Origin of the sequence: Planktotalea sp. (assembly GCF_018607965.1) — a bacterium.
Lineage (GTDB): Bacteria > Pseudomonadota > Alphaproteobacteria > Rhodobacterales > Rhodobacteraceae > Planktotalea.
Genome location: NZ_JABBAM010000082.1, coordinates 9,770 through 25,809 on the forward strand (window position 1 = coordinate 9,770; position 16,040 = coordinate 25,809).

A 16,040-nucleotide genomic window follows, 5' to 3' on the forward strand; every position below is an offset into this window, starting at 1 on the left:
ATCAAGCAACGCCCAAACAGGGTCTGCAACTTCTGCGCCGTGGCTATCGATCAATAAAGGCGCGCCGTGATCGTCCGTTTCTTCATCGTGCCCACCGAGGTGGAGTTCACCGACCTGATCCAGTGGGAAGGCATCGATATAGCCGCGCGCATCCATTTTCAGATTGGTCGCGGATACGAAGACGTTGTTCACATCCAACAGCAATCCACAGCCAGTGCGTTGCGTGATCTCACGCAAGAAATCTGTCTCTGACATCGTGCTCTCAGAAAACGCGAGATAGCTGGAGGGGTTTTCGAGTAGCATCTTTCGACCCAAGACCTCTTGCACTTGATCAATGTGATCGGCGACACACGACAGCGTTGCGCCGTTATAGGGCAGAGGCAGCAAGTCGTTCAGAAACGCATCCTCACGTGTGGACTACGCGAGGTGCTCGGAAAAGCTGGCAGGGTTTAGCCAGTCGCAAAGGATCTTGAGCCGTGCGAGATGATCCGCGTCAAGCGGGCCTTCACCACCGATGCTAAGGCCAACACCATGAACGGAAATTGGGAAGCGCTCTGATAAGTGGCGCAATTGGGCAAGCGGGCGACCGCCTTGGCCCATGTAGTTTTCTGCATGAATTTCAAGCTATTCAACGGGCGCTGGGGCCTCAATGATTTTGGTGAAATGCTGGGATTTGTATCCGACGCCGGGCGCATTAGGGAGTTCAGAGCAGGACGTGGCATCAAACATGGGAACTGTCCTTCAAAGATGTAGGGTGCGTGGTATCAAGCACCCTACCATAATTTTGGCTTAGCCTGCCATGTCGCGGTCAAGCTTTTCCAAAGAACCCATGCGATCGCCTGGAAGCTCCTTAGTTTCGCATGTGCCTGCGTCTACAAGTGTCCAAGCGTTGCCCTGGTAGTCAACCTTAGATGTGCCTGCACCGGCTGCGCAATCGATCTTGCCTGCAAGGGAAACGCCGAAGCACTTTTCTTTGCCTGCTGCGCTTGCTGCAGTCATGGAAACGGCAGTGAAAGAAGCTGCAAGTGCGCCTGCAACGGCGATTGTTTTAAGAGTGTTGGACATGAGTTTTTTCTTAGTTGGGTTTGGTTTAAGTCTTGAGCAGTTCACCGTGTTTGGCGACTGAAACTAAGGTAACCTTTGGAGGGTTCTTTAATCCACTCACGCATCCGTGTGTCACAGATCCGCCAGCGTGAAACTATTTTGCGTGAAGCCCCCTGCGACAAAAAATCCATATAAAACAGGAAAGGCCCGCCTGTTGAGGCGGGCCATGTTGCAGTTTTTGTCTGTCAAATACGCTGAAGTGTTACAGTTTGTCGGGCGCTGTGGCCTCGATTTCTAAGGCTGTAACAGTCGAATCCAAAGTTTCGACCTTTGTTTGCTTTTCTCCAAGGCGGCGAATGGTCAACGTGCGCTCTTCTACTTCGCGCGCACCCACTGCTAGGATCACAGGAACCTTGCCCACGGAATGCTCGCGCACTTTGTAGTTGATTTTTTCATTGCGAATATCGGCTTCTGCACGGATGCCCTTGGCACGCAGCGCGTCCACTACTTCATGCACATAGTCGTCCGCATCCGAAATGATCGAGGCAACAACAACCTGACGCGGGGCCAACCAGAATGGCAGTTTGCCTGCGTGGGATTCTATTAAGATACCGATAAAGCGCTCGAACGATCCCAGTGTTGCACGGTGCAGCATCACAGGGCGATGCTTGTCGCCGTCCGCACCCACGTAGCTGGCATCCAGACGTTCAGGCAGGACAAAGTCCACTTGATGTGTACCGCACTGCCAATCACGTCCAATCGCGTCTGTCAGAACAAATTCCAGCTTGGGGCCGTAGAAGGCACCCTCACCGGGGTTCATTTCAGGTTCGATCCCCGCGACACGCGTTGCTTTTAACAATGCGTCCTCTGCTTTGTCCCAAACTTCATCAGAGCCTGAACGTGTTTCTGGGCGATCTGAGAACTTAACACGGAATTTTTCAAATCCGAGGTCCTTGTAGATCGAGGTCAAGAAGTCGATATAGATCGCTGTTTCTTCTTCGATCTGATCTTCGCGGCAGAAGATGTGACCGTCGTCCTGCGTAAACCCACGCACACGCATGATACCGTGCAACGCACCTGAAGGTTCATAGCGGTTACACGATCCAAACTCGGCCATGCGCAAAGGCAGGTCGCGGTAGGATTTCAGTCCTTGGTTAAAGATCTGAACGTGACATGGGCAGTTCATCGGCTTGAGGGCATTCACTGCTTTCTCGCGCGCATGCTCTTCGTCGACTTCAACGATAAACATGTTTTCCTGATACTTTTCCCAATGACCCGACTGTTCCCATAGCTTGCGATCCACAACTTGGGGCGTGTTCACTTCTACATAACCGCCCGCGTATTGCTTGCGACGCATGTAGTCCTGCAATTCGGTGTAGATGCGCCATCCATTTGGGTGCCAGAAAATCTGACCGGGGGCTTCTTCTTGCATATGGAACAAATCCATTTCGCGGCCGAGCTTACGGTGATCGCGTTTCGCGGCCTCCTCAAGCATGTGCATATGCGCTTTTAGCTGTTCTTTGTTGAGGAACGCACAGCCATAAATCCGCTGCAACATCGCGCGGTCACTGTCGCCGCGCCAATACGCGCCTGCGATGCTCATCAGTTTGAAGCTGTCACCGGGCACTTGGCCCGTGTGCTGCAAATGCGGACCGCGGCACATGTCCTGCCATTCGCCATGCCAATACATGCGAAGCGGTTCGTCACCAGGAATGGCGTCGATCAACTCGACCTTATAAGGCTCGTTGTTGTCCTCATAGTATTTGATCGCGCGTGGGCGATCCCAAACCTCTGTGCGCACAGCGTCGCGCGCATTGATGATGGCCTTCATCTTCTTTTCGATCACGCCGAGGTCTTCGGGTGTAAACGGCTCTTTGCGATCAAAGTCATAATACCAGCCGTCTTTGATGACAGGTCCAATAGTGACTTTAACGTCTGGCCAAATCTCTTGCACGGCGCGCGCCATGATGTGCGCAAGGTCGTGACGCACCAATTCTAGCGCGGGCGCTTCGTCTTTCAGGGTGTTGATGGCAAGGCTGCTGTCGGCTTCAATTGGCCACTGCAAATCCCAATGTGCGCCATTAACTGCCGCGCTGATTGCTTTTTTGCCAAGCGATGTGGAAATATCTGAGGCGACTTCGCCCGCAGTGATACCTGCCGCGTATTCGCGTTTGTTGCCATCAGGGAATGTTAGGGTGACGTTTGCCATATCGGCTCTCCTCGTCAGTTTGGCACCTACGAAAGCGCCCGGTTGCGGGTTATGTTAAGCGTTTAAATGACTATGCGGCAGCGTGCTGTCAACCACACCAATTGAGGCTTTGCGTTCGCGCAGCACTCGTGCATCAATACTGCAGCACATTTGGCGGAGAGCACCATGACCGAAGCAAACATTCTGATCACGCCACAAGGACGTCAGATCGCATATCACTACACCAAAGGAACGGGGCCATGCGTCGTCTTCTTGGGCGGGCTGAAATCCGATATGAACGGCACTAAAGCGATCCACCTTGAGGATTGGGCGTTGGACAAGGGCCGCGCGTTCCTGCGGTTTGACTATTCAGGGCACGGCGAAAGCTCTGGCACATTCACCGATGGCTGCATTGGCGATTGGGCTAAAGATACGGCAGCAATCTTGGACGCGGTGACCGATGGTCCATTGCTGTTGGTAGGGTCGTCCATGGGTGGATGGCAGGCCTTGTTGGCTGCACGACGGTCTCCCGAGCGGATCATGGGCCTAGTGACCATCTCAGCAGCCCCCGATTTTACCGAAGACAGCATGTTCGCTGGTTTTGACGACGCGCAAAAGGAAGAACTGGAAACCACTGGCCAAGTTGCATTGCCCTCAGAGTACGGCGAACCCTACATAATAACGCGGCGTATGATTGAGGATGGGCGCAACCAAATGATATTGCGTGAACCGCTTGATCTGCCCTTTCCAACGCGCTTTTTGCAAGGCACGGCTGACGCAGACGTGGACATGTCTGTGGCTTTGAACCTACTGGCCCACGCAAACGGTGCTGATATGCGCCTGACTTTGGTGGACGGCGCGGATCATCGGTTTTCTGACAATGAATGCCTGTCGTTGATTGAACGATCCGTGGAAGAGGTACTGAACGCGGGGAATCGTAACCAATGAAGAGGTTTGCAAAATGGATTGGCCGGATTGTTCTGATCTTAGTCATCGTGATCGGTGGGATCGCGCTTTTTGGTCCACGCGAAGAGGTCGATCTAAGCGCAACCTTTGATCCAGCCGTTTTGGGTGATGATCTGGATGCCTATTTCGCGGACTCCGAAGCAAAGTTCAGCGATATCGTGGAAGGCACCCAGAAACGAGTGATCTGGGCTGGCGACGTGGGTGCAAAAACACCTGTGTCCGTTCTTTATATCCACGGTTTTTCTGCGACGTCCGAGGAAATTCGCCCTGTACCTGACAAGCTGGCAGAGGCTCTTGGTGCGAACCTCGTTTTTACACGCTTGACGGGACATGGCCGAAGCGGAGACGCAATGGCTGAGCCAGCAGCTGCTGATTGGATGGCAGATACTGCCGAAGCTTTCGCCGCTGCGCGTCTGGTCGGTGACAAGGTGATAGTTGTTTCAACATTCACAGGCGGGACGTTGGTTGCGGCAGCAGCGCTGCGCGACGATTTGATGGAAAATGTCGCAGGTTCGATTTTTGTCTCACCGAATTTCAAGCTTAATTCAGCTGCAGCGACGATTCTGACGTGGCCAGCGGTGCGCTGGTGGGGACCTATTGTTGCGGGCGACCAGCGTAGCTTTGAGCCACAGAACGACGGCCACAAAAATTACTGGACCACGCACTATCCAACGGTTGCGTTGATGCCGATGGCTGCCTTGGTAAAGCATGTCGACGGGCTGGATCTAAGCGCTGCTAAGATCCCAGCGATGTTCGTTATTTCGGATCAGGACAAAGTGGTAAGCCCTGTAAAGAACCGCGAAATTGCAGAGGAATGGGGCGGCGACAGTACGCTTGAAATTCTGACGATGGATGAGGGCGATGATCCGTTCAGCCATGTAATTGCAGGCGATATTCTCTCGCCGGGCCAAACAGAGGCCGCTTCGCAGTCGATGATTAACTGGGTGCAAGCCGTTCTAACAAAATCAGAAGGATAGACGATGGAACACCGTATTAGTCTGATCACACTCGGCGTAATCGATATGGATCGCTCTGCCGCGTTTTACGATGCACTTGGGTGGAGCAGGGTAGACACCGAAGACGGCGTCATCGCCTACGATTTACTTGGTCAAACGCTGGGCCTTTACCCGCTAGACAGCCTTGCGGAGGATATTGGAATTCCAGTGGCCGAATTAGGCGCAGGACGTTCAACGCTTGGCTACAATTGTCGCGAAAAACTGCAGGTGGCCGAGGTTATGTCTGCCGCTGAACAAGCTGGCGCGCGCATCTTAAAAGCGGCAACGGGTGTGTTCTGGGGCGGACATCATGGATATTTTGCGGATCCCGACGGGCATATCTGGGAAATTGCGCACAACCCATTCTCGCCTTTGCGCGCCGAGGATGGGGCATTTCGCTGGAACGGTGGATACGAGTAATGCGTAAACCCGCCTCAATGTGGTCGCTTGAAACCTTGGGGCGGGTGCGTTTATCGAAATACTTTTACATGCGCGAATTCTTGTATTCTGAAATCGGCAACATTCATCGCATTCCAAATATCCCAACAGATCCGGACCTCGCAATCAGACGCGGACGAGCGTTTTGTGAAGAATTACTAGATCCGTTAGAGGAGACCTTCGGCCGTGTCGCGGTTCGCTCTGGCTACCGTTCGCCTGAGTTAAACGCCTTTGGCAATGAAAACCGTTTGAACTGCGCGCGCAATGACTACCCTTTAGAATGTCACATCTGGGATTTTGCTGATGTAGAAGTCGCAGGCGCGTCCATTGTGATTCCTTGGTTTGCTGATCAATATGAACAAGGGCGCGATTGGCGGGATTTGGCGTATTGGTTGTATGATCATGTTCTCTTCGCGGAAATTTGGTTTTTCCCGAAACTATGCGCCTTTAATATATCCTGGCGCCCCGATCCAGCCCGTCGGATCGACAGCTATATCGCTCCCAAAGGAACGCTTTTGAAGGCTAAGTCCTCGCCAGTCGAAGCCCTTGATATGCGGCAAGCGCGCTATTTAGATTTTCCAAAATTCTGTGGTCTGATACGTGCCTAGACAGGCCTGTTTAAGCTGATAGGTTTAAATGAGTTTAACACGTGAGGCCACGCCATGACCCTTCCCAAAACCCCGTCTTTCCGCCTTGATGGTAAGCGCGCGCTCGTCGCGGGCGCGTCTAGCGGTATCGGCATGGCCTGCGCAGTCGCTCTGGCAGAGGCAGGCGCGCATGTTACATTCGCTGCGCGGCGTGCTGACGTATTGGACGGTGTTGTTACAGGCGTGCGCGACGCAGGATTTCAGGCACAGGCCCACGCGCTTGATGTCACCGATACACAGTCCGTTCGTGATCTTTTTTCCGCACAAGCCTTTGACATCGTGCTGAATTCTGCAGGTTTGGCACGCCACAGTGCTGCCGTGAATACGACTGAGGATGATTTTGATGCGGTTATGAATATCAACGTACGCGCTGCATATTTCTTGGCGCAGCAGGGTGCAAAAGCGATGATCTCGGCCCGTAAACAGGGATCTATCATTCAAATTTCGAGCCAAATGGCCCATGTGGGTGGTATGGATCGTGCGGTTTATTGTGGATCCAAACATGCGATCGAGGGGATCAACAAAGCGATGGCGATTGAATTCGGGCCTTCGGGCATTCGCGTGAATTCGATTTGCCCGACATTCATTCTGACGCCGCTCACGAAACCCACATTTGAAGATCCCGAAAGACGTGCGTGGATCGATAGCAAAATCAAGTTGCCCCGCGTCGGTCAAGTCGAAGATATCATGGGCGTGGCGGTCTTTCTTGCATCTGAGGCGTCGGGCATGATCACTGGAACATCTATTCTGGTCGATGGTGGCTGGACGGCAGGTTAAATGCATGTCCCACTGGCCGCACCGCACATTTTGAACTAGCGCTTCATCGTGTGTCAATTTCGGAGGGTCTGCAATGAAAGAGCCAATCGTTTTTCTACCTGGCATGATGTGCGACGCGCGACTTTTTGGACCGGAAAATTGCAGAGCTTTCTGCTGATCGAGCAGTCATGTGAGCGCCCATTTCTCAAGGCGCGCGTGTAGAAGAAATTGCATCGGAATTATTGGCCGTTTTGCTTGCAAAGTTTGCTCTTGCGGGGCTCTCGATGGGTGGCATCGTTGCGATGGAAATCCTTCGTCGCGCGCCGGAGCGGATCACACGCATTGCATTGATGGACACCAATCCATTGCCAGAAACCCCACAAACTGCCGCTGGTCGTGAACCGCAAATTATTGGTGCGCGATCCGGTCGTTTGATTGAGATCATGCGTGAAGAAATGAAGCCGAACTATTTGGCACTGGGGCCACAACGGGTTGATGTCTTGAACCTTGTGATGGATATGGCCACGGTGATGGGGCCAGAGGTTTTTGTGCTTCAGTCACGCGCGCTGCAACGTCGTCGTGATCAACAGTCCACTTTGCGCAAATGTAGGGTTCCCGCGCTCGTTTTATGCGGTGAATACGATGCACTTTGCCCGGTAAAGCGTCACGAATTTATGGCCGAGCTTATCCCCTACGCAACCTTGCGTGTGATTTCCAATGCGGGGCACTTACCTACACTGGAAAACCCAGGAGCGACGACTGAGGCGATCTATGATTGGCTCGCCCAGCCTTTTGTTCTTGAGTAATGGCTGGGGGCCTGGGCAAAAGACGGTGCAGTCTCGGAGCAGATTGAAGCTTCGATTTCTGACGAATTGGCACGCATGCAATCGCAGCAAAAGCCGGTTGGTGAAAGCGCTTTGAAATGTGGTGAATGCGAAGAAGATATTCCCGAAGCACGCCGATTGGCGTGTCCCGGCGTGAAGCTGTGTATCGAGTGCCAGCAAGAGCGCGATGAGTGATTTAAAAACCGCGCCGGAATAAACCGGCGCGGCTCAAAGGAAAGTCAGCTAAAATAAGGCCTAAGCTCGCTTCAGTCCATGGCTTCCAGCTCATCAATCATGTCTGATATCATGGAGAGGCCCTTGTCCCAGAATTTCGGATCAGACGCATCAAGGCCAAAAGGCGCAAGAAGCTCTTTATGGTGCTTTGATCCGCCTGCTTTGAGCATGTCGAAATACTTTTCTTCGAAACCTTCGCCGCCTTCACGGTAGACCGCGTAAAGTGCGTTAACCAAGCCGTCGCCAAATGCGTAAGCGTAGACGTAGAAGGGCGAGTGCACGAAGTGTGGGATATAGGCCCAGAACGTTTCATAACCGTCCATGTAGTCGAATGCAGGCCCAAGGCTTTCGGCTTGGACGCTCATCCAAAGGGCGTTGATGTCTTCTGGGGTGAGTTCACCACCGCGGCGCGCCTCGTGCAGTTTGCACTCAAAATCATAAAACGCGATTTGGCGCACGACCGTGTTGATCATGTCCTCGACCTTGCCCGCTAGCAATATTTTGCGCTGCGCTTGGGTCTCTGCCTTCTCCAGCATTTTCTGGAAGGTTAGCATTTCGCCGAAAACACTGGCAGTTTCGGCCAAAGTTAACGGTGTTGAAGACAGCATCTCGCCTTGTCCCGCCGCCAAAACCTGATGCACACCGTGACCAAGTTCGTGCGCCAAAGTCATCACGTCGCGCGGCTTGCCGAGATAGTTAAGCATCACATAAGGATGCACATCCGTAACAGTTGGATGCGCGAAGGCACCGGGGGCCTTGCCAGGTTTGACACCTGCATCGATCCAGCCATCGTTAAAAAAGGGCTTTGCGATCTCGGCCATGCGTGGATCAAAAGCGGCGTAAGCTTCCATTACTGTTGCTTCTGCTGCGTCCCAGCCGACGATCGAGGTATCCTCCATGGGCAGTGGGGCGTTGCGATCCCAGACTTGCATGCGATCAAGACCAAGCCAATTACGTTTCATTTCGTAGTAACGATGACTTAGCTTGGGATAGGCTTTAACGACGGCAGTGCGCAGTGCCTCGACGACTTCTGGTTCAACATGGTTACTCAGGTGACGACCCGTCTGAGCCGTTTCCATGCCACGCCAGCGATCGATGATCTCTTTCTCTTTGGCCTGCGTATTGTGCACGCGTGCAAATGTTTTGACATTCTCGCCAAGAACGCGCGCGACTTCGCGACTTGCAGCTTCGCGCTTGGAGCGATCTTGCTCGGTCAGCAAGTTCAATGTGCCCTCAATATTCAAGGTCTCGCCGTCGATTTCAAAGGTAAGACCCGCGATTGTTTCATCAAACATCCGCTCCCAAGCATCACCAACAGCACCCAAGTCATGCAAGAATTTTTCCAGCTCGTCACTTAGCTGATACGGCTTCATCGCACGAATGCGATCGAACACTGGCTTGTAACGTGCCAGATCGGAATTGGCGGCGAAATGTGCGTCTAGCGCATCATCATCAAGACGGTTTAATTCAAGTGTGAAGAACACCAAAGGCGTGGTGAAATTCGTGATGCTTTCCTGCATGTCGGACATGAATTTCGCGCGATCCGCATCCGTGGTCAGCTGATAGTAGCGCAGGCCTGCGTAGGACATGATGCGTCCTGCGACGGAATTGATCCGTTCATTGCGCAGCACGCAATCGAGCAGGCCAGCATCATCTTGGTCCGCCAGCTTGCCTTCAAAGTCGCGGGCGAAACTGGCGCAGGATTCTTCCAGCCAATCCAGATCGCGTTTCAATTCGGGCGCGTCTTCGCTGGTGTAAAGATCGCTTAGGTCCCATTCGGGCAAATTACCAAGTGGGTCGGAATTAGAGCCAACGCTAGCATTGGCATCGCGGACGGGAAAGGGCAGGTGGAGCATCAAAAACCTCATATCTCTTTGATCGATAACCTATGCACCCTACTAGAGAGTTAAAACCCGTAAAGCTGACTTATCCGTAGCGCGTTAGCATTTCCTTTAGATCTTCGAGTGTATTGGCATCTTGGGCCGCTTTATCCTGACGCCAGCGCAACATGCGGGGGAAACGCAGGGCGACACCGGATTTGTGGCGGGTACTGAGTTGGATGCCTTCAAAGGCGATTTCGAAGACGTGTTCGGGGGGGACTTGGCGCACAGGGCCGAAGCGTTGCAGCGTGTTTTTGCGCACCCACGTGGTGATTTGGCGGAATTCGGCATCGGTCAAGCCGGAATAGGCCTTTGTGAAGGGAACAAGTTCATTGCCTTCCCAGACGGCGAATGTGTAATCGGTGAACAAGTTTGCGCGCCGTCCATGGCCTGATTGTGCGTATATCATGACGGCATCAATTGTGAGCGGATCAAGCTTCCATTTCCACCAATCCCCTTTCTTGCGGCCAGCAAGGTAGGGACTGCTTAGGCGCTTTATCATGAGACCTTCTGCATGTTCTGCGCGGGCGGTCTTGCGTATTTCGGCCAAAGCACCCCAGCTTGGTACGGTGATCTGTGGGGAAAGGCGGATAGGTGCGCTGGCCGGAATTTCATCAATTGCCTTGGCCAAAAGGGCGCGTCGCTTAGACAGCGGCTCATCACGCAAGTCGCGGCCGTGCCATTCCAGCAGGTCGTAAGCGTAGCAAATAACGGGGGTGTCACGCAGTAACTTTGTTGGGACAGTTTTTCGTCCTATGCGTTTTTGTAAGTCTGCAAACGGGAGTGGGGCATCGTGTTTCCAGCCGAGGATTTCGCCATCTAAAACTGTTCCATTTGGTAAGTGATTTAGAAATTGCGCATATTCGGGAAAGCGATCGGTCATCAATTCTTCACCGCGGGACCATACGAAAATCTCGCCCTCGCGTAGGATAATCTGACCCCGAATGCCGTCCCATTTCCATTCAGCGAGCCAGTCTTCACGGGCCCCAAGTGCGTTTGGGGTGCCATCAATGCCGCTCGCAAGGTAAAAAGGGTAGGGGCGAGAGAGGGCTGCGGCAGGATCATCCGCTTCGATCAATGTATGGTAGTTTGTGGTGTCGGGCTTCCAGTTTCCCATTAGGCGGTGCGCCAGATCTGCCTCGTTCTTGCCGCTGGCCTGTGCCAGCGCGCGGGTCATCAATTTTTGGGAAACGCCAACGCGAAAACCGCCCGTGATAAGTTTGTTGAAAAGGAAACGTTCTGTGCCATCAAGGCAGTCCCAAGCTTTTAGAACAAAGCGTTTTTTGTCGTCGTCAGTCGCTTTGGTGATGGCGACCAAGTCCTGTATCCATTGGGTTAAAGATGCGTCTGAACGACTGGACGCTTCAGGTAATATCAGGCTGATTGTTTCGGCCAAATCGCCCACGATTGGATAGCAATCCTCAAACAACCAAAGGTCGATCCCCGCGCGTTCAGCTGCCCAGGTGCGAAGCTGCGTCGTCGTAACCGCACGTTTTGGGCGGCGACTAGAAAAAAGCGCGATCGTCCAAAGGCGGTCTTGGTCTTGGGCTGTTTCGAAATACCCAGCAAGCGCGTTAACTTTGCGAGACGTCTTGGTGGTTTCATCAAGGGCTTGAAAAAGATGTGCGAAAGCTCTCATGACGCAACGCTTTCGTCGGTTTCATCGATCTGTGCTGCTTCACCCTCAAACGCGGTTTCAACGATTGCTGCGTTATAGCCAATGCTATTCAGGTGGCGCGCAAAAATGTCAGTATAGCCGTGGGTGACAAAGATATTTTCAGCATTGGTGGCATTGATCGCGCTCAACAAGCCATTCCAATCTGAATGATCGGACATGACAAAACCTTGGTCCAATGCCCTGCGTCGGCGCACACCGCGCAGGCGCATCCAGCCGCTGGCAAATCCAGTTGAGTGTGGTCCGAATTTTTTCACCCATTTTGAGCCGAGCGCCGCGGGCGGTGCAAGAACCAGCGCGCCTTTGTGGGCCTTGTTGTCAAAATCTGGCGTGACCAGATGCGTTTTGGGCAATTGCACGCCTTGGGCGCGTAAAACGTGGTTGCTGGCCTCAATCGCGCCGTGGGTCAGGATCGCGGCGATATCTGTGTCGAGCAGGGATAGGATGCGCTGTGCTTTGCCCAAAGAGTACGCGCCGATAATGCTGGTGATGCCTGCAGCAGAATTGTTACGCCACCATTTTTTGATTTGCGCTGCAACCGTTGCTTGGGATTCCCAAGTGAAAATTGGCAGGCCAAACGTGCATTCTGATACAAAATGTGTGCACTGAACGGGCTCAAAAGGTTCGCTGATGCCATCGGGTTCGATCTTGTAGTCTCCTGAAATCACCCAAATTTCGCCTTTGTAGGCCAATCTGATCTGGGCGGATCCAATCACATGGCCGGCAGGGTGGAACGATATTTGGACGCCGTTCATATCAATGGACGCGCCGTATTCCACGGTTTGTAAATCAATGCTGTCAAGGCGATGGCGCATGATGGGCGCTGCGCTGGCAGTGCACAAATACTGCCCATGGCCGGAACGTGCGTGATCCGCGTGGCCGTGGGTGATCAACGCGCGTGGCACAGGTTTCCACGGATCAATATAGACGTCGGCGCGCGGGCAATAGATACCGCGATCTGTGAAAGTGATGAGCCGTTCTTGCGCCATGTGTTGAGTGTAGCGCGGCACACGGAACGCGCCAGTATTTTTCAGAGCGCGTCTAGGAACGCGACGGTTTCCGCGGTCAATGCGCTGCGCGTTTCAGGCGTGTCCATAAAGGTTTCATGCTCTGCATTTTCAACCATGCGCAGGGTGCCTTGGGACCACCCAGCCATTTTCGTGTGGATGTCTTGCACATCAACGATCCGCTCGTTGTCGCCAAGGAAGGTTAAACACGGCATGCTCGGCGCAGGTGCGCGCATGAGTTCTGTGCATTCTGTCATAGCTTCGCGCAGCCAATGTAGGCTGGGACCACCAAGCTCTAACCCCGGAACTGTCTTAATCTGATTGCCCATCATCGCCCACATATCCGCATCGCGCGTGAGCTTGTTGCCTTGAAACGGTTCTTTCAACATGAAGCTGCGCGCCTCTGTGCCCGGAACAAGTGTACCCCCTTTGCCAAACAAATCTACGGAGCGCGAGAGGGCCCATGCGACAGGGCGCAACGCGGGTGACATCAGGATGCCCCACATAGGTGCCGAAAACAGCGCGCCTTTCACGGGAAGACCGTCAATGAGCGATCGCAAACCAATTGCGCCACCCATCGAGTGGGTCAATATCGCATGTGGCGTTGGCAACCCTTCGGATTTCACCGCTTCTAGCAGCGTTTGCACGTCTTTTTGATAGTCCGAGAATGCGCCGATATGGCCGCGGTAGGGCGCGTCAATCAAACGATCCGATAGACCTTGGCCGCGCCAATCAAGCGTTGCAACGGCGTAGCCCGCTTTGTGTAAATCAGTCGCGATATGGGCGTATTTTTCGATGTATTCTGTGCGGCCCGTGTAAATCAGGACGGTCTTTTCAGCCCCCGCTAAAGGCCAAAGACCAATGCGCAAACGCACCCCGTCAGAGGCTTTGCGCCAAAGGGCGTACCCATTTTCAGGGCCTGTACAAATCTCAGAGTGGTAGGGGGCGTTTGTCATGTTTTCACATCCATGCAGTCAATTAGGTACGAGGATCAGCTCAATACTGCGCCTAGCTTCATCGCCATGCCCATGTCGCCATCAACTGACAGCTTGCCCGTCATAAAGGCCGTCGTCGCGTTTAACTCACCCTCTAGGATGGATTGGAATGTATCCGCATCCGCAGTCAAAGTCACATCCGCGTCGTCATCAGAAGCAGACGCGCCGTCGCCGTCAATACGCACCGCGCCTTCGCCTTCGATTTGGAACTTTGCGCTTCCGTCAAAATCAGCGCCGTCTAGTTTTTCGTTCAACGCGATTACCGCTGCATTGATGAGTTCGCTCATGGTGCTCTCCGCTTCGTTATCTCTTCGCATCTGGCATCTTGCCGTACATGCGCTACACTCTGTCATATGAGAGCGTTTATAAAAACTCGCAAACCTTACCTTGCGGCAAATCCACGTAAACTTGTTCGCAATTTTACGCGTATGGCATTGCTTGTGGTAGTGACGTTTTCCATACCCTACGTTGGACCCGCCTTCGCGCAGGACGTCGCGCAGCAAAACGCAGCTGAAATCGATACGCAGGTTTTGTTGGCTCAATTGCGCGATGCAAACGCTGAGGATGCTGAAGCAATCGCCAAGAAAATCAAGCGCAGCTGGTCGCGGTCGGGCTCTGCTTCTGCTGATTTATTATTGAAACGTGGACGCGATGCGCTGGTTGCGCGTAAGCCTAAGATCGCGATTGAACATCTGACAGCGCTGACCGATCACGCCCCTGATTTTGCGGAAGGATGGCATGTACGCGCCAGCGCGTTTTATGATCAAGAACGCTACGGGCTTGCGGTGGAAGACCTCGCACGTGCTCTGACATTAAACCCGAACCATTTTGAAGCAATCCAAGGTTTGGGTGCGGTTTTCGAACAACTTGGCGATCCCAAACGCGCCTATGAGGTCTACGAACAAGTTCTGACTATACATCCCCACCACGCGGCCGTACTCGAAGCGATGGGACGGTTGGAGTCCAAGGTTAAGGGTCCGGCCCTCTAAAGAGGGTCTTGGTATAGGCAGGGTATGGCCGAGCAATCACGCATTCTTGCGGTCCTCGGGCCGACCAATACGGGCAAAACCACATATGCAATAGAGCGTATGTTGGCGCATCGGTCTGGTGTGATTGGCCTGCCTTTGCGTCTGCTTGCGCGCGAAGTTTATGACCGTATCGTTGCCATTCGTGGATCTGGTGTCGTTGCCTTGGTTACAGGCGAAGAACGTATCGTGCCGCCGCGCACGCAGTATTGGGTCTGTACCGTTGAAGCAATGCCTGAGGGTATGGCCTGCGATTTTCTAGCGGTTGATGAAATCCAGCTATGTGCTGATCCAGAACGCGGGCATGTGTTCACGCAAAGGCTTTTGAGCGCACGAGGACATCAAGAAACCCTGTTTATGGGCGCGGATACAATGCGCGGTCCAATTTCGTCGCTAATCCCAGACGCGCAATTTATGGCGCGTGAACGGATGAGCCAACTTGCCTACGCTGGGGCCAAGAAGATCAGTCGCATGCGCCCTCGCAGTGCGATTGTCGGGTTTTCTGTTGAAAACGTCTATGCAATTGCCGAACTGATCCGCCGTCAAAAGGGTGGGGCGGCTGTCGTGATGGGCGCGCTTAGCCCACGCACGCGCAACGCGCAGGTTGAGATGTATCAGAACGGCGATGTGGATTACTTGGTGGCGACCGATGCGATTGGCATGGGGCTAAACTTGGACATTGATCATGTCGCCTTTTCATCGCTGTCCAAATTCGATGGGCAACGCATGCGCCCCCTTATGGCGAATGAGCTGGCACAAATTGCGGGTCGCGCTGGGCGTGGGATGAAGCCGGGTACATTCGGTGTGACGGGCGAAGCGCCGCCATTGCATGATGAATTGGCGCGGGCGATTACGGAACACCGCTTTCAGCCTGTGGGTAAATTGCAGTGGCGCAATCCGAAACTTCAAATGGGCCGCTTGGATGCATTGATCGTGTCCTTGGAACAGCCAAGCCACGATGATCGTTTGGTGAAATCGCGTGAAGCGGATGATCTTCGGGTGCTGAAAACGCTCTCGCTGGAGGCAGAAGTTGCCGCGCGTGCCAGCGATGCGGCTTCGGTCAAGCTGCTTTGGGATGTCTGCCGAATCCCTGATTTTCGAGGCGTCAGTAATTCAGAACACGCCAATTTGCTTGAGAGCATCTTCAACTATCTGCACCAGTCAGGTCGTATTCCCAACGATTGGCTCGCACGCCAGATCAAGCGGATCGACCGCGTTGAGGGCGATATCGACACTTTGTCTAAGCGTTTGGCGTTTATTCGCACATGGACATACGTCGCGCAGCGTTCTGGGTGGACGGATGACGAAAGTCATTGGCGTTCGCAGACGCGCGCTGTAGAAGACCGCTTGTCAGATGCGCTGCACG

General features: G+C 53.5%; 15 protein-coding genes and 2 pseudogenes. 9 read left to right on the top strand and 8 right to left on the bottom strand.

What is annotated here, in order from left to right; translation table 11 throughout:
• From QZ279_RS07915 to thrS, 3 genes and pseudogenes are all read right to left on the bottom strand, one after another.
• Positions 1 to 729, bottom strand: a pseudogene (locus QZ279_RS07915) (DUF692 domain-containing protein); the annotation flags it as partial.
• Between the two features lie 60 nt (positions 730 to 789).
• A complete protein-coding gene (locus QZ279_RS07920; RefSeq protein WP_293449781.1) occupies positions 790 to 1,065 on the bottom strand; it encodes a DUF2282 domain-containing protein in 276 nt (91 codons plus the stop codon).
• A gap of 241 nt (positions 1,066 to 1,306) precedes the next feature.
• Positions 1,307 to 3,253, bottom strand: coding sequence for a threonine--tRNA ligase (gene thrS / locus QZ279_RS07925; RefSeq protein WP_293449783.1), 1,947 nt, complete (start codon positions 3,251 to 3,253; stop codon positions 1,307 to 1,309).
• Between the two features lie 165 nt (positions 3,254 to 3,418).
• On the opposite strand from thrS, the gene QZ279_RS07930 reads away from it, so the two are divergent.
• From QZ279_RS07930 to QZ279_RS07960, 7 genes and pseudogenes are all read left to right on the top strand, one after another.
• Complete coding sequence (locus QZ279_RS07930) at positions 3,419 to 4,180, top strand: alpha/beta hydrolase (RefSeq protein WP_293449785.1); 762 nt, start codon at positions 3,419 to 3,421, stop codon at positions 4,178 to 4,180.
• On the top strand, positions 4,177 to 5,175 hold the full coding sequence (locus QZ279_RS07935) for an alpha/beta hydrolase (protein ID WP_293449787.1): 999 nt from the start codon (positions 4,177 to 4,179) through the stop codon (positions 5,173 to 5,175). The genes QZ279_RS07930 and QZ279_RS07935 overlap by 4 nt, the downstream gene beginning before the upstream one ends.
• Positions 5,176 to 5,178: 3 nt before the next feature.
• On the top strand, positions 5,179 to 5,613 hold the full coding sequence (locus QZ279_RS07940) for a VOC family protein (protein ID WP_293449789.1): 435 nt from the start codon (positions 5,179 to 5,181) through the stop codon (positions 5,611 to 5,613).
• Positions 5,614 to 5,630: 17 nt separating this feature from the next.
• Positions 5,631 to 6,239 carry a hypothetical protein gene (locus QZ279_RS07945; protein WP_293449807.1) on the top strand — a complete coding sequence of 203 codons (609 nt, stop codon included), beginning with the start codon at positions 5,631 to 5,633 and terminating at the stop codon, positions 6,237 to 6,239.
• 54 nt (positions 6,240 to 6,293) lie between these two features.
• The gene (locus QZ279_RS07950) at positions 6,294 to 7,055 is read left to right on the top strand and encodes an SDR family oxidoreductase (protein ID WP_293449791.1); all 762 of its coding nucleotides are present in this window, start codon (positions 6,294 to 6,296) and stop codon (positions 7,053 to 7,055) included.
• A 73-nt stretch (positions 7,056 to 7,128) separates the two neighbouring features.
• Positions 7,129 to 7,840: pseudogene (locus QZ279_RS07955) on the top strand (alpha/beta hydrolase).
• A 3-nt stretch (positions 7,841 to 7,843) separates the two neighbouring features.
• Positions 7,844 to 8,053, top strand: coding sequence for a TraR/DksA C4-type zinc finger protein (locus QZ279_RS07960; RefSeq protein ID WP_293449809.1), 210 nt, complete (start codon positions 7,844 to 7,846; stop codon positions 8,051 to 8,053).
• A 71-nt stretch (positions 8,054 to 8,124) separates the two neighbouring features.
• Here QZ279_RS07960 and QZ279_RS07965 read toward each other — a convergent pair whose 3' ends face one another.
• The 5 genes from QZ279_RS07965 to QZ279_RS07985 all read right to left on the bottom strand — a co-directional run bounded on the left by QZ279_RS07965 (position 8,125) and on the right by QZ279_RS07985 (position 13,936).
• On the bottom strand, positions 8,125 to 9,948 hold the full coding sequence (locus tag QZ279_RS07965) for a M3 family oligoendopeptidase (protein WP_293449793.1): 1,824 nt from the start codon (positions 9,946 to 9,948) through the stop codon (positions 8,125 to 8,127).
• 70 nt (positions 9,949 to 10,018) lie between these two features.
• On the bottom strand, positions 10,019 to 11,611 hold the full coding sequence (locus QZ279_RS07970) for an ATP-dependent DNA ligase (RefSeq protein ID WP_293449795.1): 1,593 nt from the start codon (positions 11,609 to 11,611) through the stop codon (positions 10,019 to 10,021).
• Positions 11,608 to 12,636, bottom strand: a complete 1,029-nt coding sequence (locus QZ279_RS07975) for a ligase-associated DNA damage response exonuclease (RefSeq protein WP_293449797.1) — start codon at positions 12,634 to 12,636, stop codon at positions 11,608 to 11,610. The genes QZ279_RS07970 and QZ279_RS07975 overlap by 4 nt, the downstream gene beginning before the upstream one ends.
• A 41-nt stretch (positions 12,637 to 12,677) precedes the next feature.
• Complete coding sequence (locus tag QZ279_RS07980) at positions 12,678 to 13,610, bottom strand: alpha/beta hydrolase (RefSeq protein WP_293449799.1); 933 nt, start codon at positions 13,608 to 13,610, stop codon at positions 12,678 to 12,680.
• A 35-nt stretch (positions 13,611 to 13,645) separates the two neighbouring features.
• Positions 13,646 to 13,936: an SCP2 sterol-binding domain-containing protein gene (locus QZ279_RS07985; RefSeq protein WP_293449801.1), complete on the bottom strand. Its 291-nt coding sequence runs from the start codon at positions 13,934 to 13,936 to the stop codon at positions 13,646 to 13,648.
• 159 nt (positions 13,937 to 14,095) lie between these two features.
• Here QZ279_RS07985 and QZ279_RS07990 point away from each other — a divergent pair, with 159 nt between their 5' ends.
• Positions 14,096 to 14,638 carry a tetratricopeptide repeat protein gene (locus QZ279_RS07990; protein WP_293449803.1) on the top strand — a complete coding sequence of 181 codons (543 nt, stop codon included), beginning with the start codon at positions 14,096 to 14,098 and terminating at the stop codon, positions 14,636 to 14,638.
• Positions 14,639 to 14,662: 24 nt separating this feature from the next.
• Positions 14,663 to 16,040, top strand: a 1,378-nt coding sequence (locus QZ279_RS07995; protein ID WP_293449805.1) for a helicase-related protein, incomplete at its 3' end; no start/stop codon positions are given.